Below are 24,922 nucleotides of genomic sequence, written 5' to 3'. Positions count from 1 at the left end.
TCTGAAGGAGACGACGTGGCGAACGACGAGGCCGAATTCACCCAGGTGTTCCGTGGCTACGACCGGGACGAGGTCGACAAGGCCATCCAGGGCCTGCGCCGCGAGCTCATCCACTCGAACACCCAGGCGGCCGAGAGCGGCCGGGAGGTGAAGCGCCTTTCCTCGCGGATCGAGGGACTCGAGAAGGAGCTCCAGCAGGTCGGTGCTCCCACCTACGCGGGTCTGGGCGCCAAGCTCGAGCACACCCTGCGCGTCGCCGAGGAGCAGTCCGAGCGGATCATCGCGCAAGCCGAGAACGACGCCTCCGCCCTCCGCCGTTCCATTCGCGACGACGGCGATCGCCTGCTCCAGGAAGCCCGTGACGAGGCCGAGCGCCTCGTGACTCAGGCCCGCCGCCGCGCTGATCGCACCCGCGACGAGTCCGAGGCGCAGGCCGCCGCGACCCTCGGCAAGGCCGCGGACGACCGCGACGTGATGACCCAGGACGCGGTCCGCGAGGCCGCCGCGATCCGCGGCACCGTCGCAACCGAGGCCGCCGAAACGCGCGCCACTGCCAAGCGGGAGGCCGCCGCGATCCGCTCCGAGGCCGAGCGCGAGGCCGCGGAGATGCGCGCCGTCGCTGCCCGCGAGATCGAGGTCGCCCGCGCCGAGGCCGCCCGCCTCGCCCAGGCGAACGAGCTGCTGCGGGCCGAGGTCGCCTCCGAGGTCGATCACCTCCGCGCGGCCGTCGAGGCCGAGGTCGCGCAGGGGCGCGCGGCGCTCGAGGCCGAGCTGCTCTCGACCCGCGCCGCGCTCGACGCCGAGGTCGCCGGCATCCGCGCCGAGGGTGCCAGGGAGGTCGCGGACCAGCGCACCCGTCTGGCTCAGGAGCGCGCCGAGGCCGTCGCCGTCCTGGACGCCGAGCTGGCCGGCCTGCGGGCCGCCTCCGCCGACGAGGCCGCTGCACTCGCGCGCGAGGTCGAGCAGGCCCGTATCGACCTGGTCGTCGAGCTGGCCGCGCGCCGCGAGGAGGCCGACCGCGACGACCTGCTCCGACACCAGGAGGCGGTCGCGCAGACGCAGCGATACCTCGACGAATCGAACCTGCAACTCGCCGACGCGATCCGCCGCGCGAACGACAAGCGCCTCGAGGCCGATGCCCTCCGCAGCGACGCTCTCGACGAGACGACCCGCCTGCGCCGGAAAGCCCAGGACGACTCCGATGCCCTGCTCGACGACGCGCGCGACAGGGCGCAGACGCTCATCGCGGACGCGGAGCGTCGTAGCCGCGAGCTGATGGACACGGCCGAGCGGCGCCTCGATGAGATCCGGACCGAGCGCGACGCGATCGCCGGGTACGTCTCGGGGCTGCGCGGCCTGATCGGGCACATCGATGATCTGGCCGACGACGACTCCGCCGACGACGCGAGCAGCGACTCCGGCAGTGACTCCCGCAGTGACAAGGACGACGACGGCACCGGCTCCCCCGACGGCTCCGACAGCAGCTCGGAGGAGGCTTCCGGTGTGAACACCGAGCGCAGCCGCTCCTCCTCCGGGCGCTAGTCGGGCGCCGCGCGGGCGGGCTCAGCCGAGCTCGCCCTCCCACTGGGTCGGCAGCGGTGCGGAGGCCGGGGCGACGACGCGCACGATCTCCTCGAGCACCCGGCGCGTCTGCGCCTCGCCGACCCAGAGGTGCTTGCCGCCCGCCACCGCGACGAGATCCAGCTGCGGCACGCTCGCGAAGCGCTCGGCGGCCGCGTCCGGTCGCAGGTAATCGTCGAACTCCGGGATCAGTGCGACGAGCGGGCGGCCGTCCTCGCCCCAGGCGGCCACCTCGTCCGCGCTCGTGCGGTGCAGCGGCGGCGAGAGCAGGATCGCACCCTCAACCGGATGCTCCCTGCCCCACTTCAGCGCCAGTTCCGTGCCGAACGACCAGCCGACCAGCCAGGGGCGAGGCAGAACGCGCTCCGCGACGAACGCCATCGCCGCGGCGACGTCGGCCCGCTCCTCGGTACCGTGTCCGAACGCGCCCTCGCTCGTGCCGCGTGCCGATGCCGTGCCGCGCGTATTGAAACGCAGGACCGCCAGATCGGCGAGAGCGGGCAGCCGCGCGGCGGCCTTGCGCAGGATGTGCGAGTCCATGAAGCCGCCGTGAGTCGGCAGTGGATGCAGCGTCACCAGCGTCGCGACCGGCTCGCGCTCCAACGGCAGCGCGAGCTCGCCGACCAGCGTCAGCCCGTCGGCGGTCAGCAGTTCGACGTCCTCGCGGCGGGCGGGGAGGACGACGCCTCCGCGGATCTCGTGGGTCATCGTGCTCCTCGGATTCTCCAGCAGTGCGTGTGCCAGTGGCGTCGGCCGGCCAGGTCGGCGGCGTCGCCGAGAGCGCCGTCCGCGCGCCACGTGACCAGGTGGGCTTGGCCGATGTCGATCGTGAGACCGCAGCCCGGGCAGAGGTAGCTCTTCACCGCGCGGGCCGCGGAGACAGGCTGCACGTTCCACTCCCGGCCGGCGTGCGACTCGGTGCGTCGGAATCCAGCGAGCATCTGCGAGAGGTCGCGCGACTCCTCGTCGTCATCACGACGGCTGCCCCGGGGTCGATTGCTGCGCGGCATCCACCCAGTCTAGAAGCCGCTCGAGAAGGCCGCCGTCCTGGGCTCCCGTCAGTGCGAGCTGTCGTCCATCTCCAGGCGGGTCTCCTCGGCGTCGAGCATCAGCTGGGCACGCCGCAGGGTCCTCGAGGAGTAGACGCCGCGGCCCCGCGCCTCCAGCAGCGCCTCGCGCTCAGCCAGCAGCACCGCGCGGCGCAGCCGAAGGTACTGCGCATGCGGTCCCGGAGGCGCATCCTCCGCCCGCCCCACCTGCTCCCACGCCACCTGCGAGCGGGTCAGGGTGTCCCGGCGCACCCGCTCGACCACGCGCTCACCCGCCTCGCCGTCGGGAAGCTCGGCGACCGCCTCCGGCAGCGCCTGGATGCCCGTGGCCGCGACCTCGTCCAGGAGCGTCGCCAGCTCGCGGCGGTCGGCCTCACCGTCGGAGCCCTGGATGCCGGTCAGGCGGATCAGGGCCGGCAGCGTCGCGCCCTGAAGCAGCAGAGTCACCACGGCGACGGTGAACGCGATCAGGATCAGCTGAGAACGATACGGCGTCTCCCCCGGGAGCGACTGGGCCGCCGCGAGCGTGACCACGCCGCGCATTCCGGACCAGGAGAGGACGACTCCGCCCCGCCAGCCGAACGCCTCGCTCGTCGTCGCGGCCAGGTCGGTCTCGCGCCGCTGGTACAGCCGCTCCGCCCGGACCTGCCGGCGCCGGAAGCGCTCGTCGCTGGTCGCGCTGTTGCGCAGCCGCATCACTCCGACCGCGAGCCGCCGGTTGATCCGCTCGGCGCGGCGCCCGGAGCTGCGCAACCACAGCAACAGCGGCAAGACGAACAGCGTGCGCAGCGCGATCAGGATGACCACCGTCGCCAGTCCCAGCAGCACCGCCGTGCCCACCCCGAACTCCCCTGGGTCGACGACCCCGCTGATGATGGCCTTGATCTCGGCTCCCATCAGCAGGAAGACGCCGTTCTCGAGCAGGAACTGCGCGGTCCGCCAGTTCACCCGCTCGCTGATCCGCGACTGCGGCGAGAGGAAGCGCGCGCTGTTGTGCCCCGTGTAGATCCCGGTCACGACGACGGCGAGCACGCCGGATGCGCCCATCTCCTCCGCCGGGATGTAGGCCAGGAAGGGTACGGCGAACGATACGGCCGTGTCGAGCACCGGGTCGCGCAGCGTCGAGCGCACGAAGACGGTGATCACCCCGATCGCCACGCCCAGGGCGATCGCCATCAGGACGGAGTAGACGAAGAGGACGCTCACCTCGCCCACGTCAATCGCGTCGGCGGTGACGGAGGCACCGACCACCGCGGCCGCCGCCGTCGCTGCCCGCAACAGCACCAGCGCGGACGCGTCGTTGACCAGGCTCTCGCCCTCGAGCACCGTGACCAGCCGCGGCGGCAGGCCGAGCTTCTTGCCGATCGACGTCGCTGCCACCGCGTCCGTCGGACTCACCACGGCGCCGAGAGCGATCGCCGCGGGCAGGCTGAGATCGGGGAAGACGAGATAGAGGAAGCCACCGACGACCAGTGCCGTCACCACGACCAGCAGCACCGAGAGCCCGAAGATCGATCGCAGGTTCCGCCGGAAGTCGGTGAGCGGAACCTGGATCGCCGCCGAGTAGAGCAGCGGCGGCAGCACCCCGGCGAGGATCAGCTCCGGTTCGACCTCGATGGCCGGGACGCCGGGAAGGTAGGACGCGCCGATGCCGATGACGACGAGAAGCAGCGGCGCCGCGATGCCGAGGCGGCTCGAGAATCGCGCGACCGTAACGACGGTGATGATCCCGACGATCCCGAGCAGCGCGTCATCCACGGCTCCAGGGTAGCGAGACGTTCAGCCGCGTCGGTTCAGTACCAGCCCAGTGACTGCGAGTGCCCCCACGCACCGCACGGCGATCCGTAGCGGCCCGAGATGTAATCGATGCCCCAGACGATCTGCGTGCTGGCATTCGTTGCCCAGTCCGACCCGGACGTGGCCATCTTGCTGCCGGGCAACGCCTGCGGGATGCCGTAGGCACCGCTGGACTTGTTCTCGGCGTACACGTTCCAGCCGGACTCGCGGTTCCACAGCAGGACGAGGCAGTCGTACTCGCTGTCGGCCCAGCCCCGCTGCACGATCATGTCGTAGGCGATGGCCTTGGCCGAGCCCGGGTCCGGAGCGGCGGCGCGCGCGACGGGTGCTGCGGCCTGGGCGGAAGAGCCCGACTCCTCCTCGACGCCACCCGGGGCGGGCTGCGCCTGGGCGGGGATCGCCGCCGGAGTGGGGGTCGGGGTCGGGGTGGGCTTGGGCTTCGCCTCGGCACCGAAGGAGTCGCGCTGAACGGTACGCTCTGCGGCGTCGGCCACCACGAGTCGCTGTGCCGCATCGCCGTTGAAACGCGCCGGTGCCTGGTAGTACGGGGAGGCGACCGCGCCGCTGGACGGATCGACGACGTTCACCATCGCGAACGCGATCGAGGCCATGAAGGCCAGAACCGCCACCGGAACCCGGGCCCAGGAGCGCCGCACCGGGGTTTGACGCGGGACCGCCGGGCGACCGCTGCTACGGTACGCGGGCGGGCGGGCGACGGAAGTCTGAGAATGCTGAGCCACGATGACGAAAGCATAACGGACGACGTCCTGATCGGCCAGCAGATCCGCGGCCGACCGGCAGCGTCAATCGGTCAGCGGACCGCGAGCATGACGTCGACCACCGTGTCGAGCAGCAGATCGACCTGCGGTTCAGCGTAGCCCCCGCGCAGCGGAGCGAAGGAGACGGTGCGCACATCGTCCACAGTCAGCACCGAGCCGTCACGGAAGTAGCCCGAGATCCGATCGGCGAAGGCATCGACCTGGCGAATGTTGTACCCGGTCGTCAGCACGCCCGCTCGCGTGAAGCGTTCGCGGGGAGCCCGGGCCAACCGGTTCACGATCTCCTGGGCCCTCGCTCGCGCATCCGCGAGCCACGCCTCCTCCCCGTGCGCCGCGATGGCGTACTGCCGCTCGCGCATCGCGAAGGCGTCCTCGAGTCGCTCCAGTGCCGCGTCCACGTGCGGCGCGGAATAGCCGCCCTTGCGCAGGGTGAAGGCGGCGTGGCGCAGGTCGGCCGCCCGGAGATCCGCCGGTCCCCCGGACAGCTGCGAGTAGGCCTCTCGGGCGGAAGCGAGAAAGGAGTCGACCTCACCCGTGTCGTAGCCAGGACGGGACTCGCGGGCACGGGGGAAGGGAGCGGTCATCCCGACATCATGCCAAGCCGCGGGTCGGGAGAGGAATCGGCGCGCCCCGCCGGACCTCCGAGTCGGCTCAGTGCCCGAAGAGGAAGTACAGCACGTAGGCCGCGGCGGCCGAGGGCAGGATCGAGTCGAGGCGGTCGAGCACTCCCCCGTGCCCTGGCAGCCACGAGCTCATGTCCTTAATGCCGATGTCACGTTTGATCAGCGACTCCGCCAGGTCCCCGAGCGTCGCCGTCAGCAGCACGACCGCCCCGAAGACCGCACCGACCCACCACGGCTGACCAAGCATCAGCAGGGCGAGAAGAACACCGACGACGATGCCTGCGACCGCCGCGCCGGCGAAACCCTCCCAGGTCTTCTTCGGACTGATCCGGGGCGCCATCGGGTGCTTGCCCCAGGTCAGCCCACTGATATAGGCGCCGGTGTCCACGACGATCACCAGCACCAGGAACGCGAAGGCCCAGAGCTGGCCGCCCGGCTCGGCGACCAAGCGGATCGCGAAGGCGCAGAGGAAGGTGGTGTAACCCTGCACGAAGGCGCCGAGGCCGATGTCGAGGGCGAGGTCGCGCCGACTGGAGGCCGTGCGCCGGAACAGCTGCTCGCCCAGACGCCAGACGCCGACGAGGATCGAGCCGCCGAGCACCGCCGCCCACGCCGCTCCGAGACCCCCGTAGTAGGCGGCCGGCACTGCGGCGACCGCCGCGATTCCGGTAGGGATGCGCGGGATGTCACGGCCGGCGTGGCGGAGCGCGTTCGAGAGCTCCAGCGCCGCGAGGAGCACCAGAGCGCCCGCGAGCACCATGAAGAGTTCCTTGACCACCAGCAGACTGACGACCATCGCGCCACCGCCGATCAGACCGATGGCGGTCGCCGACACGAGGTTCCGGCCGGAGCGCGCGGTCAGGCGGTCGTTCGTCGCCTCGAGCTGAGCCCGGGTCGCTTCGAGCTGGCGCTCGACATCGGCCCGGCCCTGCTGGGCACGCGCGCGCAACGCGTCCCTGGTGACCATCCGGGACCCCCGGGCACCCGGGACGCGCGGAGACGGTCTCTTCTGGCCGTCCACGCTCTTCTGGCCGCCCACGGGTCCTTCGGGGATCTCGCCCACCGCTACACCTCGAGCAGTTCGGATTCCTTGCGCTTGAGCGCCTCGTCGATCGCGTCGACGTGCTGCTTCGTCAGCGCCTCGAGCTCCTTCTCGCCGCGGGAGAGCTCGTCGTCGCCGATGTCGCCCTTCAGTGCGTCGAGGTCGTCCTTGCCCTTCCGGCGGATGTTGCGCACCGCGATCTTCGCGTCCTCGGCCTTCGTGCGCACGATCTTCACGAACTCCTTGCGGCGCTCGGCGGTGAGCTCCGGCAGGGTCACTCGGATCAGCGTGCCGTCGTTCGTCGGGTTCGCACCGAGGTTCGGCATGTCCCGGATGGCCTGCTCGATGTCGCGCAGCGAGCCCTTGTCGTACGGCGTGACGAGGAGGGTGCGGGCCTCCTGGTTCTGCAGCGAGGCGAGCTGCGAGAGCGGCGTCGGCGTTCCGTAGTAGCTCACCAGCACCTTCTGGAACATGCCGGGGTTCGCCCGCCCGGTGCGGACCGTGGAGAAGTCCTCCTTGGCGACCTCGACGGCCTTGCCCATCTTGGTCTTCGCGTCGGCCAGTACATCCGAGATCACAGGGAACTCCTTAAGAGAGGGAAGTGGTCAGTCTAGTTCGAGACGAGGGTGCCGAGATCGGCGCCGCGGATGGCCTTCGCGACATTGCCTGAGGGCTCCATCCCAAAGACCTGCATCGGCATGCCGTTGTCCATGCACAGGCTGAACGCAGTGGAGTCGACGACCTTAAGGCCGCGCTGGAGCGCCTCCAGATAGGTCAGAGTGTCCAGCTTTTTCGCCTCGGGCGTGGTGCGCGGGTCGGCGTCGTACACGCCGTCCACTCCGTTCTTCGCAACGAGCACCACGTCGGCGTGCGTCTCGAGTGCACGCTGGGCGGCGACCGTGTCGGTCGAGAAGTACGGAAGCCCGGCGCCGGCACCGAAGATCACGACGCGCCCCTTCTCCATGTGCCGAATCGCTCGACGGGGGATATAGGGCTCGGCGACCTGTGTCATCGCGATCGCCGACTGCACACGGGTCTCGGCGCCCGCCTGCTCGAGGAAGTCCTGGAGCGCGAGGGCGTTCATCACCGTGCCCAGCATGCCCATGTAATCGGCCCGACCGCGGTCCATCCCGCGCTGGGAGAGCTCGGCTCCGCGGAAGAAGTTGCCGCCGCCCACGACCACCGAGACCTCGACCTCGGTGGCGGCATCGGCGATTTCGCGGGCGAGGGCGCTGATCACATCAGGATTCACGCCGAGCGTGCCGGCGCCGAACGCCTCCCCCGACAGCTTCAGCAGCACCCTGCGGCGCTTGCCCGTCGTCATCGCATCCGTCTGCGTCATGGACGTTTCCTCCCGTAGACCCGTACAAACTTATCCCGCCCGGAGCACGGCCCGCGACCGCGCCGCGGACGGCCCGGGCAGAGCGAAGGGAGTCCGGGTCGACTGAACGACCCGGACTCCCTCCTGCGGTGCTGTCAGGCGCCGACCTTGAAGCGGGCGAAGCCCGAAACGCTCAGACCCGCGTCGCTCAGGACCTTGCTGATGGACAGCTTGTTGTCCTTCGCGTACTCCTGGTCGAACAGCGCGACCTGCTTGAAGTACGCGTTCACGCGTCCCTCGATAATCGTCGGCAGGGCCGCCTCGGGCTTGCCCTCGCCGCGCGAGATCTCCTCGACGATGCGGCGCTCGGTGTCGACCTCGGACTGCGGGACGTCCTCACGCGAGAGGTAGGACGGGTTCGCAAACGAAATGTGCTGAGCGACGGAGCGCGCGGTCTCGGCGTCCTCACCCGCGTAGCCCACGACCACGCCGACCTGCGGAGGCAGGTCCTTGTTGGTCTTGTGCAGGTAGATCGCGAAGTGCTCGCCCGAGACGACGGCCACACGACGCAGCTCCACCTTCTCGCCGAGGATCGCGGCCTCGTCGTTGATGAGGTCGGCAACGGTCTTGCCGTCGGCGGGGGCCGCGAGGGCCTCCTCGACCGTGGTGGAGCCGGCGGCGACGACCGCGGCGAGCACGGCGTCGGCGAGGGCGATGAATTTGGTGCCCTTGGCGACGAAGTCGGTCTCGCAGGCGAGTTCGATCATCGTGGCGACGCCGTCCTTCTCGGCGGCGGCGACGAGGCCCTCGCTTGTGGAGCGGTCGGCGCGCTTCGCGTTACCCTTAGCGCCCTTGAGGCGGAGGATCTCGACCGCCTTGTCCAGGTCGCCATCGGCCTCGACGAGCGCATTCTTCGTGTCGACCATGCCGGTACCGAGCTGCTCGCGCAGCGTCTTGACGTCAGCGAGGCTGAAATTAGCCATGTTCTCGGAACTCCTCTTGGTTCGGAAACTCTGCGGCGCCCTCACGCGGGGCGGCGGACTCTCGAAAAGCCCAGCACGCCGAGGTGACGACGGTTCTTACTCGTGGTGAACGTGTACCGACCGAGCGGGGGCCGGACGACCGCGAACGCGGCGTCCGACCCCCGTCACGGAACGGGAGGTCAGACGGCGGCGGTCTCGTCGGTCGAGGTCGCGGCGGCGTCGGCCTCGGGGGCCTCCTCCGCGGCGGGGGTCTCGGCCTCGGCGACGGCCTCGTCAGCCGTCGCGGCCTCGGCGTCGGCGACCTTCTCGGTCTCCGCTCCGGCCTGCTCGTTCGGCTCCTGCACCTCGGCGGCAGCGGGGGCGTCAACGGCGGGGGCGTCGGCAGCGGGCGCGTCGGCGCCCGTGGCGAGCAGCTCCTGCTCCCACTCCGCCAGCGGCTCCACGGCAGAGACATTGCCCTCGGCCTCGGGCTTCTGGTGGCGCTGGATGAGGCCCTCGGCCGCGGCGTCGGCGACGATGCGGGTGAGCAGGCTCACCGAGCGGATCGCGTCGTCGTTACCCGGGATCGGGTACTGGACCTCGTCCGGGTCGCAGTTCGTGTCGAGGATGCCGATCACCGGGATGCCCAGCTTCTTGGCCTCGTCGATCGCGAGGTGCTCCTTCTTGGTGTCGACGACCCAGAGGGCCGACGGCGTCTTCGAAAGGTTGCGGATTCCACCGAGTGACTTGTGCAGCTTGTCGAGCTCGCGCTTCTTGATGAGGAGCTCCTTCTTGGTGAAGCCGCTCTTCGACGTGTCGTCGAAGTCGAGCTCCTCCAGCTCCTTCATGCGGGCGAGGCGCTTCGAGACCGTCTGGAAGTTGGTCAGGAGTCCGCCGAGCCAGCGCTGGTTCACGTACGGCTGGCCAACGCGGGTGGCCTGCTCCGAGATCGCGTTCTGCGCCTGCTTCTTGGTACCGACGAAGAGAATGGTGCCGCCGTGGGCGACCGTCTCCTTGACGAAGTCGTAGGTCTTGTCGATGTAGGCCAGCGACTGCTGGAGATCGATGATGTAGCTGCCCGAGCGCTCGGTCAGGATGAAGCGCTTCATCTTCGGGTTCCAGCGACGGGTCTGGTGCCCGAAGTGGACGCCGCTGTCGAGCAGCTGGCGCATGGTGACGACTGCCATGAGTCGTTCTCCTTGTCTCGGGGCCCGGGCGCACGACGGCGCCGAACTCCCGTTCGGTTGTCTGCGACGGCCGGTCGGCACATCGCCCTGGCGCCCGGCGCACTCCCGCCCCCGCCGCGTGAGCGGAGAGGGACCGTGGGAAGCGGAGGCCGAATGGGCGCGCGTAGTCACCCCGACGAGCGAGGTGCTCCGTGCACTCTAGCACCAGAACGGCCGCCTCCCCGCTGCTGCGGAGGGCGGCCGTAGGAGCCTGGAGCCGGGCGCTACTTGCGCGCCGACTTCATCACCGTGCGGATGTGCAGCGTGTCCATCTCCTCCAGCGAGCGGCCCTTGGTCTCGGGGACGAACATGAAGACGAAGACGAACGAGATCGCCGCGAACGCCGCGTAGAGGCCGTAGGCGAGGGTGAGCGACACGTCCTGCGAGAGGATCGGGAAGGTCACGGTGATGACGAAGTTCGCGATCCACTGGGCGGAGGCGGCGAGGCCGAGCGCCGCGGCGCGGATCCGGTTGGGGAAGATCTCACCCAGGAGCACCCAGACCAGCGGGCCCCAGGTGGCGCCGAAGAACACGACGAACGCATTCGCCGAGACCAGGGCGATCGGACCCCAGGCGCCGGGCAACGAGACATCCTCGCCGCTGATCGTCGACTGGCTGAAGGCGATCGCCATCAGCGCGAGCGAGATCGCCATGCCCGCCGAGCCGACCAGGAGCAGCGGCTTTCGCCCGACCTTGTCGACCAGGAAGATCGCCACGAAGGTCACGACGACGTTGACCACCGAGGTGAAGACCGAGATCGCGAACGAGTTCGACTCGTCGAAGCCGACCGCGCTCCAGAGCGAGGTGGAGTAGTAGAAGATCACGTTGATGCCCACGAACTGCTGGAACACCGAGAGCAGGATTCCGACCCAGACCACGGGAAGCAGGCCGAGCGCGGGTCCGCGCAGGCTGGAGCGCTTGGCGTTCTCGGCGTCCTCGTCGATCTTCTTCTGGATGTCCGCGAGGGCCTCGTCGACCTCGTCGCGCGGGGTGACCGTAGCGAGCACCGCGCGGGCGTCCTTGGAGCGGCCGCGCGTCGCGAGGTAGCGGGGCGACTCCGGGAGAGTCAGCGCCAGGAGACCGTAGATCACCGCGGGCACGGCGCAGGCGATGAACATCCAGCGCCAGGCGGCCACGCCGAACCAGAACGGCTCCGACGCGCCGTTCGCGCCGGTCGCGATGAGAGTGTCCGAGAGCAGGGCGGCGAAGATGCCGAGCGTGATCGCCAGCTGCTGCAGGGAGGCGAGCGCGCCGCGGATCGCCTTCGGCGCGATCTCCGAGATGTAGGTCGGCGCGATCACCGAGGCGATGCCGATGCCCAGGCCCCCGACGACGCGCCAGAGCACGAGGTCCCAGACCGCGACCGCCACGCCGGCGCCGATGGAAGAGATGAAGAACAGGGCGGCGCCGAGCAGCATGACCCTGATGCGGCCCCAACGGTCGGCCAGGCGGCCGGCGAGGTAGGCGCCGAGTGCGCAACCGAGTAGTGCGGAGGCGACGGCGAAGCCGATCAGCGCTGCCGAAAGGGAGAAATCCCCCTGAATCGCTTCCACGGCTCCGTTGACTACCGAGGAGTCGAAGCCGAAGAGGAAGCCACCGACCGCCGCCGCGATCGCGAGGCCGATCACCTTCCTCTTCAGCTTCGCCGCCGAAGGATTCGGGATGTCCGCTCTCCCACTGGTCGTGTCAGCTTGTCCGCTGGTCATGGTCGTCTCCGATTCTCGCCGCCGGTGGGTGCAGGGTACCGCTCCCGAGCCGGATCACCGGCACGTTACTCCCCGCCCGGCATGCGGTGAGACGGGGTGCGCTCCCTGAAGCGGATGACCTCCCTCCACAGCCTTGCTCTTCCGCCGCTTCTCCCCCGGTCAGGACGACTCCCGCCCGGAGCGTCAATGGGCCCTGGAGGGTGGTCTCATGATCAGTTCTCGTCTCCTGCGCCCGGGCGTGTTCGCGCTCGTCGCGCTGCTCTCCGGCGCACCCGTCCACGCCCTGTCCACCGACGCGACCGCCGTCCGGTGGAGCTCGCCGGTCGGGGGCTTCTCGCTCGTCGCTCCGTGGAACGCTCCTGCGCACCGCTACGCCGCGGGCCATCGCGGGGTCGACCTGTCGGCCATGCCGGGGCAGCCGGTGGTCGCGGTCGCGGCGGGAACGGTGGTGTACGCGGGAAAGGTGGCGGACCGGCCCGTGCTGAGCATCGCGCACGCCGGCGGGCTGGTCTCGTCGCTCGAGCCGGTGGACACGTCGGTGAGCGCGGGGCAGGTCCTTGCGGCGGGGCAGGCAGTCGGCGTGGTGGGAACCGGCGGCCACTGCTCCGAGCGGTGCGTGCACCTCGGGGTGCGCGAAGGCGGGGAGTACGTGTCGCCGATGCGGTTCTTCGGCGGGATCCCGAGGGCGGTGCTGCTGCCGATGGACGGGGAGGCGAGGGGGTCCGTCAGGGCGGGCGCGAGGGTGGTGGTCTGCTCGGTCGCGGGGTTGAGCCAGGGGTCGGGCGGCGGCTCAGGCGCGGGGTCCGGGTCAGGCGCGGGGGTGGGCCAGGCGGTAGGCGTCGCGGATGCGCTCGGTCGAGACGTGGGTGTAGATCTGCGTGGTACCCAGGCTCGCGTGACCGAGCAGCTCCTGCACGGCACGCAGGTCCGCTCCCCCGTCGAGCAGATGGGTCGCCGCGGTATGGCGGAGGGTGTGCGGGCCGGAGGGGCCGGAGCCCTGGCCGCCGTCGAGCAGGCGCGCCACGATCCCGTAGACCGTGCGCGGGGTCAGCCGAGCGCCTCGACGTCCGAGCAGGAGGGCGCGGATGCCGTCACCGGTGGCGAGCGCGGGCCGGGCGCGCTCGAGGTAGGTGACCAGAGCCTCCTTCGCGGGCACGCCGAACGGGACGACCCGCTGCTTCGCGCCCTTGCCGGTGACGAGCACGGTCAGCCGACTCAGGTCGACGTCCCCCAGGTCGACAGCGACCAGCTCCGAGACGCGAATGCCCGAGGCGTACAGCAACTCGATGATCGCCAGGTCGCGCAGTGCCACCGGATCTTCCGTCGCCCCGCGTGCCGCGACCGTGTCCAGCACCTGCTCCGCCTGCGGAAGGGTCAGCACCCGCGGGAGGGTCCGGCCGGCCTTGGGAGACTTGAGCCGGGCGGCGACGTCGATCGGCAGCCGCTCCGTGCGCTGCGCCCAGGAGGAGAAGGAGCGGACAGCGGCCGTGCGCCGGGCGAGCGTCGCCCGCGCGACGCCCGACTCCGACTCGCGCCAGAGCCAGTCCCGCAGCAGCTCCAGGTCGAGCTCGGCGGTGAGGAGTTGCCCTTTCTCCGCCGCGTGGGCGACGAGCCGCACGAGGTCGGAGCGGTAGCCCTTCGCCGTTGCGGGAGAGAGCGAGCGCTCGTCGAGGACGTAGCGGAGGAAGTGCTCGACCGAGTCGGTGAGCGTCTCGTCGCTCATGAGCCCTCCGGCATCCGCGACCACAGGTCGATCCGCCCCTGCTCGTCGAGGCCTTCGAGTCGCTCCGTCAGGTCGGAGCCGAAACGGGTCGCGATCGGCGCTGCCGCGGAGGGGACGAACGACGCAGCGACGGTTTCGGGGTGGACGTGGATGAGGGAGAGGCTCTGCGCGCCGTCGACGCCGGTGAGTTCCCGTTCGGGTGCTCCGAGGTCCATCGTGTAGCTGGTGGCGCCGGCGACGAAGACGGGCACGCCCGCGAAGATGGCCGCAGTCGGGTAGTGCAGGTGCCCGCCGAGGATCGCGCGGACGTCCGTGCCGCGCACGACGTCCTCCAGCCGGTCGATCCCGCGCAGTTCGAGTACCGTCATCGCGCCCAGCGGAGTGGGCAGCGGCGGATGGTGCAGGGCGAGGATCGTGCCGAGCGGCGCGGGAGCGGCGAGCTCGTCCCTCAGCCGGGCGAGCTGCGCGTCGGTGAGGTCGCCGTGGTGGAACCCGGGGACCGCGCTGTCGAGCGCGATCAGCCGGAGTCCGCCCAGGTCCACGACCTGATCGACCGGCCCCGCTCCGGCCGGGTCCTGGTCGAGCAGCACCCGGCGAAATGCTCCGCGCTCGTCGTGATTGCCCATCACCCAGACGATCGGGCACCCGTGCCGCTTCGCCACGGGGTCGAGCTGTGCGCGCACCCGCCGATAGGCGTCCTCTTCGCCCCGGTCCGCGACGTCCCCGGTGACCACGATCGCGTCCAGACGTCCGCCGCGCTCGACGAGCCGCTCCGCCGCCTGCGAGAGCCGGGCGACCGTGTCGACCTTCCCGTAGAGGGGCAGCCCCTCGGCCAGCAGATGCGTATCGCTGAGGTGGGCGATCACCCTATCCGCCGCGCGGAAGTGCCCGAGCTGCGGGCGCTCCGCATCGTGTCCTGCTGCCGTGGCGTCCATGCCGCTCCCCTCGCCGATGCGTCTTCAGCGTAGGGCGGACCGCCGACAGCGCCGCTGTAGCGCGGCCGGTCACCCGGGTGACCGGGTCCACTCCCCGTTCTCGGATCGCCTGACCAGGCCGTCGGCGAGAAGCGTTCCTAACGCCGCCAGCGTGTCGTCGAGAGTCTCGCCGGAGGTGCGAGCCACTGTCGCGGCGTCGCGGACAGCGCCGCCCGTCAGTGCTTCCAAGACTCTCGTTTCACAGCCCGTTACGGCCCGCATCGGGTTCTCCGCCGCGTCGGACCCGAGCAGTTCGAGGACATCCGCCGGCGAGGTGACGCAGGTCGCCGCGTACTCGCGCAGGAGGCGGTGGCAGCCCGTGGAGGAGGCGCTGGTGACCGGGCCCGGCACCGCGCCGAGCGGGCGCCCCAGGGCGGCCGCGTGGCCGGCGGTGTTCAGCGAGCCGGAGCGCGCGCCCGCCTCGACGACGACGGTGGCGGCGGTTGAGGCGGCGATGAGGCGGTTGCGCTGCAGGAAACGCCAGCGGGTGGGGGTGGTGCCGGGAGGGACCTCGGTCGCGACGGCGCACCCGGGGGTCGCGATGATGCGCTGGAGGAGGTCCGCGTGGGCCGTCGGGTAGAGGCGGTCCGCTCCTCCGGCGAGGAAGGCGACGGTACGCCCTCCGGAGCCGAGGGCGGCGCGGTGCGCGACGGCGTCGATCCCGAAGGCACCACCCGAGACGACGCAGACGCCGCGGATCGCGACGCCGGCGGCGAGCTCGGCGGCGATGTGCTCGCCGTAGCCGGTCGCGGCGCGGGCGCCGACGAGAGCGAGACGGTATGGGGGGTCGAACGCGGCGGGGTCGCCGCGCAGCCAGAGCAGTAGCGGCGCGTGCGGCCCGAGGTCGTCGAGCGAGCCGGGCCAGCCGGGAGTGTCGGGCAGGAGCAGGCGGGCGCCGAGGCGTCCGGCGATCTCTACCCGACGGAACAGGAGTCTGCGATCCAGGCGTGGGCGCCACCGAGCCAGCCCTGAGTGCAGAGCTGCGACCTCCGAGTCGAGGGGCGCCACCTGGTCGGTCCCCTGGGCTGAGGAGCCGATCGGTGACGCCGCCAGGATGTCAGCGGCCGAGGAGGCGGAAACGACGTGAGCGAAGGCTTCCGCGGCTCCGACCCGCTCAATGAGGAGGGCGGCCGCGGAGTCGCCCGGCTCGGTCAGCGAACTCCAGGCGCACCGAGCGGCGGCATCGATCAGCACGTCCGGCACGGGGACCGCGCCACCGCCCGTGCCGGAGGCAGCGACCGAGGCGGAGGCAGCGTCGACCCCCTCCGACTCGACCCCGACGACGCGGGCATGCGCGCCGCCGTCGAGGAGCTCCGTCGGCAGCAGACGCCGGACAGCCCGCAGCTCCGCGGCGTCGAAAAACGCCTCGGGCCGGATCATGCGGCACCCCCGCGCAGGATGAGGGCGCGTGCCAGGTGGGCGGCCGTCGGGCGGTCGGCTCCGTCGAGATCGGCGAGGGTCCACCCCAGGCGCAGGACGCGATCGTAGCCCCGCATCGTCACGAGACCGCGCTCCAGGGCTTGGTCGAGCGTGCGGGATTCGAGGATCGTCGGGCGTCGGGCGTCCGAGCGCAGCCACGCGCCGGCGACCTCCGAGTTGAGCATCCACGGCGTCGAGGCCAGGCGGGCAGCGGCTCTCCTGCGGGCGGAGGTGACGCGGTTCCGTGCCTGCGCCGTCGACATCCCGGCGCAGTCGCGGCGGGCGGCGAGCTGGGCTGCGCCGATACGACGGACCGTGAGGCGGATGTCGACCCGATCGAGCAGCGGGCCGCTGAGCCGCGCGAGATAGCGGCGCCGCAGCGCGGGGGCGCAGGTGCAGGTCTCGCCGGGGATGCCGAAGCGGCCGCACGGGCAGGGGTTCGCGGCGAGAACGAGCTGCACCCGCGCCGGGAATTCGGCGACGGCGTTCGCACGGTGGATGCGGATGACGCCCGACTCGAGCGGCTGACGCAGGGCGTCGAGGGCCACGGAGGAGAATTCCGGGGCCTCGTCGAGGAACAGTACTCCGCGGGTGGCGCGGGCCACGGCGCCGGGACGGATGCGTCCGCTGCCGCCGCCGACGATCGCGGCGGAGGAGGCGGAGTGATGCGGGCTCTCGAACGGCGGCCTGCGTACCAGGGCACCACCGGTGGCTGCGCCGACGAGCGAGCGCATGCAGGTGGCTTCCAGCGCGGCCTCGTCATCGAGGTCGGGCAGGATGCCCGGCAGTCGCGACGCGAGCATCGTCTTCCCCGCCCCCGGCGGACCGAGCAGGAACACGTGATGTCCTCCCGCCGCTGCGACCACCATTGCCTCGGCCGCTTCCTCGTTGCCGACCACGTCGGAGAGGTCGCCGCCTGGCTCCGGCTCGGGGGCGGCGGCGGGCGCGGCCGAGACCTCCGGGAGCACCGGCACCTCCCACTGCGCCCCGTGCCAGACCGCGGCGGCGGCCAGCGAGGAGACAGCGATCACTTCGACGCCGTCGACCAGCTCGGCCTCGAGCCGATCCTCGACGGGCACCATCACTCGGCGCCGGCCCTCGCGCGCGGCGGCGAGCACCGCGGGAAGGACTCCGGGCACGGAGCGCAACCGGCCGTCCAAGCCGAGCTCGCCGATATGCACGACCCCGGCGACGGACTCGGCGTCCACCTCGTGCAGGGCCGCGAGAGCGGCGAGGCCGATCGCCAGGTCGAAGGCGGAGCCGTGCTTGGGCATCGCGGCCGGTGAGAGGTTGACCGTGATCTTGTACTCGGCGATCGTGCTGCCGGAGTTGATCGCGGCCGAGCGCACCCGCTCCTTCGCCTGGGCGAGGGCCGCGTCCGGCAGACCGATGATGACCATGCCGGGGGTCCCGTCCGCCGAGTGCGCCTCCACTCCGACCACAGCGCCCGTGAAGCCGACGAGGCCGACGGCCGATGTCCTCCCCAGGCCCATCAGGCCACCGCCCTCAGGTGTCGGATCTGCGACGGGACTCCGCCGGGCGCCACGATGCCGACCGCGTCGATCCGCAGGTGCCGGGAGCGCTCGTGGTGCTCGTCGGCCCAGGCGTAGGCCAGGCGGCGCAGCCGCTGCGCCTTGGCGCGCGTGATGGCCTCGACCGGCAGCCCGTACCGCGTCGATGAGCGCGTCTTGACCTCGACCACGACCAGCGCTGTACCGTCTCGGGCGACGATGTCGAGCTCACCCTCGCGGACCCGCCAGTTGCGGTCGAGAATCTCGAATCCGTTATCTCTCAGGTGTGCCGCAGCGATCTCCTCGCCGCGCCGCCCCAATTCGTCCTTGTCCATGCGTCCTCCTGAGAGAACCGTGCCGGATACCGCGCTACTGGTGCAGAGGCGACGGCGGTTCTGGGGAGGAAAAAGGCGATTCTTCTCCTGTGGAGGAGGGGTTGCGACAGCTGAAGAGTCCCTCGAACGACGGACGACAGCGCGCAACCCGTCCCCTACGAGCCGCGACTCGGAGAGCTCGTGATCAAGGCTCCGATGACGCGACTTCCCGACGACCTGCTCCTGGAACGGCGGGCCGCATGGTCGCGAGGAAGACTAGGCCTTCCTCGAGAGCAGTGACATCACGAAGGAGCGCGACTCACCCACCATGACGGAATTCGCATAGCTGTTGTGGATGTCCATCCCCTTGTCGGTGTAGTTCGACTGACAGAAGTAATCATCAGTCAAGCAGTAGGACCTTACAATGGAGGACTTGTCGTTCTTCGAGTGAGAGGAAGGCGACGATGCTGCGACTGTCAATGACTCGTAGGGATTACCGTCCCAACCGGTCATTCCGTTCTTAGGCCCGCTGTCGGGCGCGTTCCACGGCTCGCCTCCGTGGTAGGACGGCGCACCGAACAGGACGACGGACCGGAGGTGCTTCTTGTCATCCGCAGTGAGTCCGTAGTGCCGCCCCTCGTAGTCCGTGCCGGTGATCGCGGCTCGGATGACCTCGGCACCCTGCGAGTAACCGGCAAGAACGATCGGGGAATTCGGGCAGGACCGGGCCCGGTCCTGCACCTCGAGCACGAGGTTCTTGGCGCCGGTGTTGACGCTCTCGAAATAGGGGCCGAAGTTGTCGGGATTGACTATGGTCGCGGGATACTTCAGACCTTCCGCGGTGACGGGAACGTGCGGGTCGCCCTGGAGACCGCTTGCCAGCTTCTGGAGGAGTCCCCCCAGGCCTCCTGACGCATACGTTCGATCACCGTGTGCCGAGCCGTTGCCGGCCGGCTCGCCACTTCCCCGGACAGCAATGACGGTGGCGGAGTCGCATCGATTGCTTTCCTCGGCCGCGACCGCCGGCGTCGCCAGAGCGGCGGCCGACAGTGTCACGATCAGCGCCGCCACCACTCGTCGGCGTCGCTGTTTTACTCCGGGTCCTGATTGTGCGGTTGCTACAGACAGCATGAGAAACTCCCTTTCTTCAGAGTCAACCCTTCACTACCCGAGGAAACGCTCAGGATACGAATACGCTCAGGATAAGACGTGGCCTTGACGCCGAGTAGTGAGCCGACAAGCACACGGTAAGTCGTTCTCACTGAGAGAGGACTGACCGGCGCGATCATGCAGACGGTGGCGCACGGCAGCAGTACCCGCGCACGCAGAATGCTTCTCGACCCGCGAGAAAAGGGACGGAATGTCCACTCAGCGGCGGAGAAGTGAACCAGCCCGAGAGAAAGGATGACGTGTCCAAGAAGAGACGGGGTAGACAAACGCCGTCTTTGGGGGCCCCGTCGACGTGCACCCGGCAAACGTCCCGGTGCAGGAGAGCTGGGCGCAGCGACTCATCGCCGCATCGAGGCACCGCGCGACTCGACCTCGCCTGCTCGAGCGCGCACGCCATCCGCAGGACCGATGTCGCTACGGGCACTCGCGCCGCGTGTTACTCGTCGAGCGCGAGCTCCTTCGGGAGTTCGAACTCCTTGCGGGAGAGCTCCTCGACGTTGACGTCCTTGAAGGTCAGCACTCGGACCGACTTGACGAAGCGGTCCGAACGGTAGACGTCCCAGACCCACACGTCGCGCATGGTCAGCTCGAAGTAGAAGTCGTGCTCGGTGTCGCGACGGACCAGCTCGACCTCGTTGGCGAGGTAGAAGCGCCGCTCGGTCTCGACGACGTACGAGAACTGCGAGACGACGTCGCGATACTCCCGGTACAGTGCCAGCTCGACCTCGCGGTCGTAGTCCTCGAATTCGTCCTCATCCATTGTTGGACAATCCTACGCCGAGCCGGCGGACGTGAACGCCGGGAGCGGCTCCTCGGCCGATGCGCGCGACTTCGACAGCCAGGTCACCCGGTGCAGTGGCGAGGGTCCGACCCGCTCGATCCCCGCCCAGTGCGCCGCGCTGCCGTAGCCCTTGTTGCTGTGCCAGGCGTAGTCGGCGAAGTCCTCGTGGTGCCGCACCATCTGTCCATCGCGGCCCACCTTTGCGAGGACGGAGGCAGCCGAGACCGCGGCGCAATCGCGGTCGGCCTTCACTCGGGTGACGATGGTGAGCTCCGCAGCCCAGGGGCCCAGTGCCGGCGTCAGCCAGTCATGGCTGCCGTCAAGGAGGACGACCGCAGTGGCGAGGTCGACACCCTGGTCGGCGAGCCGCTCGATGCCCCGCGAGGCGGCGCGGCCGAGTCCGGCGATGATCCCAGTCTCATCGATCTCGTCGGCGGCGGACTCGCCGATCGCCCATGCCGAGACCCAGGTCGCCACCGCGGGCCGGAGTGCCTCACGACGAGCAGGCGCCAGCATCTTGGAATCGCGGAGACCCTCGGGGAAGCGCCCGCACCGCCGCCCGATCGAGACCACTCCGACCGAGACCGGGCCCGCGATCGCACCGCGGCCGACCTCGTCGCAGCCGATCACCGTCTCGTAGCCCTGCCGGAACAGTCGGCGCTCCTGCAGCAGTGTCGGCTCGGCGACGACCACCTAGCCCTGCCCGCTCTGCGTGTCGTCCGAGTTCTCCTCGGACGCGTCCGTCTCGACTCCGCGGAACACCGACGGGTAGTCGTCGAGCCAGGCCCAGTGCTGCACGGGCCAGGTCACCAGGACCGCGCGCCCGACGACGTGGTCAATGGGCACGAAGCCGCCGCCGGGCTTGTCGGTGTTGTAGCGGGAGTCGGCGGAGTTGTAGCGGTTGTCGCCCATCACCCAGAGAGAGCCCGCGGGCACCACCACGTCGAAGGGGGTGGCCGAGACAGCCTGGACGCCCTCCGGGAGCTTCACGTAGGGCTCGGTGATCGGGTTGCCGTTGATCTCGACCTGGCCTAGCGGAGTGCAGCAGGTCACGTGGTCGCCGGGTAGGCCGATCACCCGTTTGATCAGGTGGTCGTTGCTGTCGGGGGCAGTGAGTCCGACCAGGGCGAGAGCGGAATCGACGGCGGCTTGGAGCGGCGGCAGCGAGGCCTCGGAGCTCGGCGAGAGCCACCCGCCGGGGTCGCGGAAGACGACGACATCGCCGCGCGAGATCGGCACGACTCCGGGCACGAGCTCGTTGACGAGGATGCGGTCGTTCTCGACGAGTGTTTGCTCCATCGAGGAGGACGGGATGTAGAAGGAGCGGACCAGGAAAGTCTTCACGAGGAAGGAGACCAGCACCGCGACCACGACGATGATCAGCACATCGCGGAGGAAGAGCAGGACGCCTCGGCGCTTGCGGGGGCGGTTCTCCGACGGATCCGCGGAGTGCCGCGCGTGCTCGTCGTCGTCGCCGGGCAGGCGGACCGGAGCCGTGCTGTCTGTCATCGCTCGCCGTCGCCCCTACTGTGCATCACCGGGTGGACTTCCCGGACGGATCGCCCCCGGGAAAGGGAGGAACCCCGGTCCATCATAGGTGGACCGGGGTTCCCGAAAAGCCGTGCGGATGCCGCTCAGGCGTCGCGCTTCTCCTTGATCTTGGCCTTCTTGCCACGCAGGTTGCGGAGGTAGTAGAGCTTCGCGCGACGTACGTCGCCACGGGTGACGAGCTCGATGTGGTCGATGACCGGAGAGTGCACCGGGAAGGTGCGCTCGACGCCGACCTGAAAGCTGACCTTGCGGACGGTGAAAGTCTCGCGGATGCCCTCGCCCGAGCGGCCGATGACGACACCCTGAAAGACCTGAATACGCGAGCGGTTGCCCTCGACGATGTTGACGTGGACCTTGACGGTGTCGCCGGCACGGAAGTCCGGGACATCGCTGCGGAGGGACGCCGCATCGACCGAATCGAGGATGTGCATGCTGTATCGCTCTCCGTGCCCGCCACAGGTCGAGCACCGTTTCGTTGATGGAAGTCGGTGGCGCGCCCACGTCGTCGCGGCTCCCCTGTGGCAGAGCCTGCGCGAGGCACAAGCGCTCATTCTGCCATGCCGCGCTGATCCGCGTCAAAACGGGCTGCGCCGGTCAGTGGCCGATCATCCACCCGGTCAAAGGACGATCGTCTGTCCGTCCTGCGGGCGCTCGGGGTCGAAGCGCTCCTCCGCGACAGGTCGTGTGCCGCCCTCCGTCGGCACGGCGGCCGACTGGGAGAAGGCGAGCAGAGTCGCCCGAGCATCGGCCAGGAAGCGCCAGGTCGAGTGCCAGAAGGCGGCAGCCCCGAGGATCACCGAGAGCAGCCCCAGGGCTGCGGCGCCGGGAGCGAAGAATCCGACGGCGATCAGGGATAGGTGCCACGCCCCCACGACGGCCACGTCGCTCCAGGAGGGGGTCCGGGTCGGTCGCACAGTCACCCGGAATGCGACGATCCCCGCCACGACAGCCAGCGCGACCGCCAGAATGGGGAGGGCGATCAACAGACCGAGGACGGTCCACCCGCTCGACCCTCCGAAGAGGCCGTAGCCGATGAGGATCCACAGGGGCAGCACGATCGCCGCCGGAAACTGCCAGGAACCGAATGCCCGTCGCGTGCGCATGCACCGACCATACCCACCACCGCTGAGCGACGGCTCAGCGGACGCCGAGAGGATCAGGATGATCGAGCTACGCACCCCCGCCGAAATCGAGGAGATGCGTCCCGCCGGGCGCTTCGTCGGAGAGGTCCTGACGGCCACGTCCGCCGCCGCCGCCGTGGGTGTGAACCTGCTGGAGCTCGACCGGCTCGCTCACGACATGATCCGCGCGTCCGGCGCCGAGTCCTGCTACATCGACTACCACCCCTCCTTCGGCGCGAGCCCGTTCGGCAAGGTCCTCTGCACCTCTGTGAACGACGCCGTGCTGCACGGCCTACCGTTCGACTACCGGCTGAAGGACGGCGACCTGCTGACCCTGGATTTCGCCGCCTCCGTGGACGGCTGGGTGGCCGACTCCGCGATCAGCGTGGTCGTCGGCACACCCCGCGACGAGGACCTCGCGCTCATCGACGCGACTACCCGGGCGCTCGAGGCCGGCATCGCCGCCGCGCAGCCCGGCAAGAAGATCGGCGACATCTCTGCGGCCATCGCCGCGATCGCGCGTGCCGAGGGGCTCAGCATCAACACCGACTTCGGCGGTCACGGCGTGGGCCGCACCATGCACGGCGACCCGCACATCCCCAACGACGGCCGCGCCGGTCGCGGCTTCCCCCTCCGCCCGGGCCTGGTGATCGCGATCGAGCCGTGGTTCCTCCAGAGCACGGACGAGATCTACACCGATAAAGACGGCTGGACGCTGCGCAGCCGCGACGGATCGCGAGGCGCGCACATGGAGCACACGATCGCGATCACCGAGACGGGCAACATCGTCCTCTCCGCCCGCGACTGAAACTGCACCCTCATGCCCCTCGCCCCCCTCGCCCCCCTCCGCGAGATGCCACTTATGATGACGACACGCCGGAGCGAGGCGTCACAAGTGGCATCTCGCGGAGGAGGGGGCGGGGTGCGAGGTCAGGGCAGCAGTTCGGGTCGGACGCGGCGCGTGCGCTCGACGCTCTGCTCGCGACGCCAGGCGGCGATCGCTGCGTGGTCGCCGCTCAGCAGCACCGGAGGGACGTCGAACCCGCGCCACGAGGCCGGTTTGGTATAGCTCGGGTACTCCAGGAGCCCGTCGGAGTGGCTCTCTTCGACCAGGCTCGCCGGGTTGCCGACGACACCGGGGACGAGGCGTCCGATGGCCTCGATCATCGCCATGACGGCGACCTCTCCCCCATTGAGGACGTAGTCGCCCAGGCTGATCATCCGCACCCGGGCGCGCTCTGCGGTGTGGTCGATGACGCGCTGGTCGATCCCCTCGTAGCGGCCGCAGCCGAACACCAGCGTGGACTCCTCGGCCAGCTCGCGGGCGGTCGCCTGGGTGAAGAGCTCGCCGGCGGGCGAGGGGAAGATCACCACCGGGTCCTCCGCCGACACGAGGATCGAGTCGAGAGCCTCGCCCCACGGCTCCGGGCGCATCACCATGCCGGCGCCGCCGCCGTACGGCGTGTCGTCGACGGTGCGATGCCGGTCATGGGTGCAGTCGCGCAGGTCGTGCACGTCGAGGTCGATCAGCCCGCTCCGCCGCGCGCGGCCGAGCAGGCTGATGTCGAGCACGCCGAAGAACTCCGGGAAGATCGTGAGGATGTCGATCCTCACGACCGGGGCTCCTCCTCGGAGGATGCGGGGTCGCCGATGGGCGCAGCCGCGCTCAGCGCCGGATCGGTGAGGTCGACACCGCTGAGGTCGATCGCGGCCGGCTCCTCCTCCGGAGCGTCCTCGAAGAGGCCGATCGGAGGGGTGACCGTGACGATCCCTGCGACGGCGTCGACGGAGGGCACGATGGCGTTCACGAACGGCACCATCACCTCACCCGAGGGGGTGCCGACGATCAGCAGGTCCTGCGCCGGGAAGTGGTCGACGCGGCGCACGGTGCCGACCTCGACGCCGTCGCGCACGACCTTCATACCGACCAGCTGGTAGTCGTACCAGGAGTCGTCCTCGCCCGGCTGCGTCTGCACCTCCTCGTCGATCCAGAGGATCGCTTTGAGGAGGGTTTCCGCGGCACTGCGGTCCGCCACGCCCCGGAAGAAGGCAACGGGGTGGCTGTTGTACCAGCGCAATTCGACGAGCTCGAGCTTCTTCCCGTGCCACTCGGAGGTGCGGGGCACCTGCAACGTGAACGTGGATCCGGGGGTGAAGCGCTTATCGGGCTCATCGGTGTAGAGCTCGAGCTTGATCGCGCCCTTGAGTCCGTGAGCCTTGGTGAGTCGGGCGACGCGGAGCTGCGTCGTGCCCGGTCCGGTGACCGACACCT

Annotated in this window: 26 protein-coding genes and 1 pseudogene; 3 read left to right on the top strand and 24 right to left on the bottom strand. The window is 70.1% G+C overall.

Translation table 11 applies throughout. The annotated features are described in order from the left end of the window. The first annotated feature begins 15 nt into the window (after positions 1–15). Entirely contained in the window at positions 16–1,542 is a 1,527-nt protein-coding gene (locus C5D07_RS10335; RefSeq protein WP_104259307.1) for a DivIVA domain-containing protein, read from the top strand. 21 nt (positions 1,543–1,563) lie between these two features. On the opposite strand, the gene C5D07_RS10330 is transcribed toward C5D07_RS10335, so the two are convergent. The 11 genes from C5D07_RS10330 to C5D07_RS10280 all read right to left on the bottom strand — a co-directional run bounded on the left by C5D07_RS10330 (position 1,564) and on the right by C5D07_RS10280 (position 12,086). Next, positions 1,564–2,289: an alpha/beta hydrolase gene (locus tag C5D07_RS10330; RefSeq protein ID WP_068253404.1), complete on the bottom strand. Its 726-nt coding sequence runs from the start codon at positions 2,287–2,289 to the stop codon at positions 1,564–1,566. Then, positions 2,286–2,591, bottom strand: coding sequence for a hypothetical protein (locus tag C5D07_RS10325; RefSeq protein WP_068253406.1), 306 nt, complete (start codon positions 2,589–2,591; stop codon positions 2,286–2,288). The genes C5D07_RS10330 and C5D07_RS10325 overlap by 4 nt, the downstream gene beginning before the upstream one ends. 48 nt (positions 2,592–2,639) lie before the next feature. Further along, a complete protein-coding gene (locus C5D07_RS10320; RefSeq protein WP_068253408.1) occupies positions 2,640–4,388 on the bottom strand; it encodes a cation:proton antiporter in 1,749 nt (582 codons plus the stop codon). 35 nt (positions 4,389–4,423) lie between these two features. Continuing rightward, complete coding sequence (locus tag C5D07_RS10315; protein WP_249028222.1) at positions 4,424–5,167, bottom strand: aggregation-promoting factor C-terminal-like domain-containing protein; 744 nt, start codon at positions 5,165–5,167, stop codon at positions 4,424–4,426. Positions 5,168–5,238: 71 nt separating this feature from the next. Continuing rightward, complete coding sequence (locus tag C5D07_RS10310; RefSeq protein WP_068253411.1) at positions 5,239–5,790, bottom strand: DivIVA domain-containing protein; 552 nt, start codon at positions 5,788–5,790, stop codon at positions 5,239–5,241. A gap of 67 nt (positions 5,791–5,857) precedes the next feature. Next, positions 5,858–6,796 (bottom strand): phosphatidate cytidylyltransferase, encoded by a 939-nt coding sequence (locus tag C5D07_RS10305; protein ID WP_084416173.1) that lies wholly within the window; start codon positions 6,794–6,796, stop codon positions 5,858–5,860. A gap of 98 nt (positions 6,797–6,894) precedes the next feature. Then, positions 6,895–7,449, bottom strand: coding sequence for a ribosome recycling factor (frr, locus tag C5D07_RS10300; RefSeq protein WP_068253412.1), 555 nt, complete (start codon positions 7,447–7,449; stop codon positions 6,895–6,897). 32 nt (positions 7,450–7,481) lie between these two features. Beyond that, positions 7,482–8,195 carry a UMP kinase gene (pyrH, locus tag C5D07_RS10295; RefSeq protein WP_068257297.1) on the bottom strand — a complete coding sequence of 238 codons (714 nt, stop codon included), beginning with the start codon at positions 8,193–8,195 and terminating at the stop codon, positions 7,482–7,484. Between the two features lie 152 nt (positions 8,196–8,347). Continuing rightward, a complete protein-coding gene (gene tsf / locus C5D07_RS10290; RefSeq protein ID WP_068253414.1) occupies positions 8,348–9,175 on the bottom strand; it encodes a translation elongation factor Ts in 828 nt (275 codons plus the stop codon). 179 nt (positions 9,176–9,354) lie between these two features. Next, positions 9,355–10,341, bottom strand: a complete 987-nt coding sequence (rpsB, locus tag C5D07_RS10285; protein WP_068253418.1) for a 30S ribosomal protein S2 — start codon at positions 10,339–10,341, stop codon at positions 9,355–9,357. 263 nt (positions 10,342–10,604) lie between these two features. After that, a complete protein-coding gene (locus C5D07_RS10280; RefSeq protein WP_084415885.1) occupies positions 10,605–12,086 on the bottom strand; it encodes a sugar porter family MFS transporter in 1,482 nt (493 codons plus the stop codon). Positions 12,087–12,294: 208 nt separating this feature from the next. On the opposite strand from C5D07_RS10280, the pseudogene C5D07_RS16455 reads away from it, so the two are divergent. Beyond that, positions 12,295–12,732: pseudogene (locus C5D07_RS16455) on the top strand (peptidoglycan DD-metalloendopeptidase family protein); the annotation flags it as partial. A gap of 162 nt (positions 12,733–12,894) precedes the next feature. Here the strand turns inward: C5D07_RS16455 and C5D07_RS10270 are convergent. The 11 genes from C5D07_RS10270 to C5D07_RS10220 all read right to left on the bottom strand — a co-directional run bounded on the left by C5D07_RS10270 (position 12,895) and on the right by C5D07_RS10220 (position 22,632). Further along, positions 12,895–13,809, bottom strand: a complete 915-nt coding sequence (locus tag C5D07_RS10270) for a tyrosine recombinase XerC (RefSeq protein WP_068257303.1) — start codon at positions 13,807–13,809, stop codon at positions 12,895–12,897. Beyond that, positions 13,806–14,744, bottom strand: coding sequence for a phosphodiesterase (locus C5D07_RS10265; protein ID WP_104259306.1), 939 nt, complete (start codon positions 14,742–14,744; stop codon positions 13,806–13,808). Before C5D07_RS10265 ends, C5D07_RS10270 begins: the two co-directional genes overlap by 4 nt. A gap of 69 nt (positions 14,745–14,813) precedes the next feature. Next, positions 14,814–16,163: a DNA-processing protein DprA gene (gene dprA / locus C5D07_RS10260; RefSeq protein WP_211286379.1), complete on the bottom strand. Its 1,350-nt coding sequence runs from the start codon at positions 16,161–16,163 to the stop codon at positions 14,814–14,816. Next, the gene (locus C5D07_RS10255) at positions 16,160–17,695 is read right to left on the bottom strand and encodes a YifB family Mg chelatase-like AAA ATPase (RefSeq protein ID WP_068253424.1); all 1,536 of its coding nucleotides are present in this window, start codon (positions 17,693–17,695) and stop codon (positions 16,160–16,162) included. Before C5D07_RS10255 ends, dprA begins: the two co-directional genes overlap by 4 nt. Further along, on the bottom strand, positions 17,695–18,048 hold the full coding sequence (locus tag C5D07_RS10250; RefSeq protein WP_068253427.1) for a YraN family protein: 354 nt from the start codon (positions 18,046–18,048) through the stop codon (positions 17,695–17,697). The genes C5D07_RS10255 and C5D07_RS10250 overlap by 1 nt, the downstream gene beginning before the upstream one ends. A 255-nt stretch (positions 18,049–18,303) precedes the next feature. Next, entirely contained in the window at positions 18,304–19,098 is a 795-nt protein-coding gene (locus C5D07_RS10245) for a cutinase family protein (protein ID WP_068253430.1), read from the bottom strand. A 535-nt stretch (positions 19,099–19,633) separates the two neighbouring features. Further along, positions 19,634–19,957, bottom strand: a complete 324-nt coding sequence (locus C5D07_RS10240; RefSeq protein WP_056044100.1) for a DUF2469 family protein — start codon at positions 19,955–19,957, stop codon at positions 19,634–19,636. 12 nt (positions 19,958–19,969) lie between these two features. After that, entirely contained in the window at positions 19,970–20,671 is a 702-nt protein-coding gene (locus tag C5D07_RS10235; RefSeq protein ID WP_104259305.1) for a ribonuclease HII, read from the bottom strand. Then, a complete protein-coding gene (lepB, locus tag C5D07_RS10230) occupies positions 20,672–21,487 on the bottom strand; it encodes a signal peptidase I (protein WP_068253435.1) in 816 nt (271 codons plus the stop codon). A 125-nt stretch (positions 21,488–21,612) separates the two neighbouring features. Then, positions 21,613–21,960: a 50S ribosomal protein L19 gene (gene rplS / locus C5D07_RS10225; protein WP_068253437.1), complete on the bottom strand. Its 348-nt coding sequence runs from the start codon at positions 21,958–21,960 to the stop codon at positions 21,613–21,615. Between the two features lie 186 nt (positions 21,961–22,146). Continuing rightward, positions 22,147–22,632: a hypothetical protein gene (locus tag C5D07_RS10220; protein ID WP_068253438.1), complete on the bottom strand. Its 486-nt coding sequence runs from the start codon at positions 22,630–22,632 to the stop codon at positions 22,147–22,149. Positions 22,633–22,690: 58 nt separating this feature from the next. Here C5D07_RS10220 and map point away from each other — a divergent pair, with 58 nt between their 5' ends. Beyond that, positions 22,691–23,458 (top strand): type I methionyl aminopeptidase, encoded by a 768-nt coding sequence (gene map / locus C5D07_RS10215; protein ID WP_068253440.1) that lies wholly within the window; start codon positions 22,691–22,693, stop codon positions 23,456–23,458. 122 nt (positions 23,459–23,580) lie between these two features. On the opposite strand, the gene trmD is transcribed toward map, so the two are convergent. Both trmD and rimM read right to left on the bottom strand, forming a co-directional pair. After that, on the bottom strand, positions 23,581–24,264 hold the full coding sequence (gene trmD / locus C5D07_RS10210; RefSeq protein ID WP_104259304.1) for a tRNA (guanosine(37)-N1)-methyltransferase TrmD: 684 nt from the start codon (positions 24,262–24,264) through the stop codon (positions 23,581–23,583). Further along, positions 24,261–24,920 carry a ribosome maturation factor RimM gene (gene rimM / locus C5D07_RS10205; RefSeq protein ID WP_068253445.1) on the bottom strand — a complete coding sequence of 220 codons (660 nt, stop codon included), beginning with the start codon at positions 24,918–24,920 and terminating at the stop codon, positions 24,261–24,263. Before rimM ends, trmD begins: the two co-directional genes overlap by 4 nt. Positions 24,921–24,922: the final 2 nt, after the last annotated feature.

The organism is Rathayibacter tritici, assembly GCF_002932875.1.
GTDB classification, from domain to species: Bacteria; Actinomycetota; Actinomycetes; order Actinomycetales; family Microbacteriaceae; genus Rathayibacter; species Rathayibacter tritici.
This window is presented reverse-complemented; position numbering and strand designations above follow the sequence as displayed.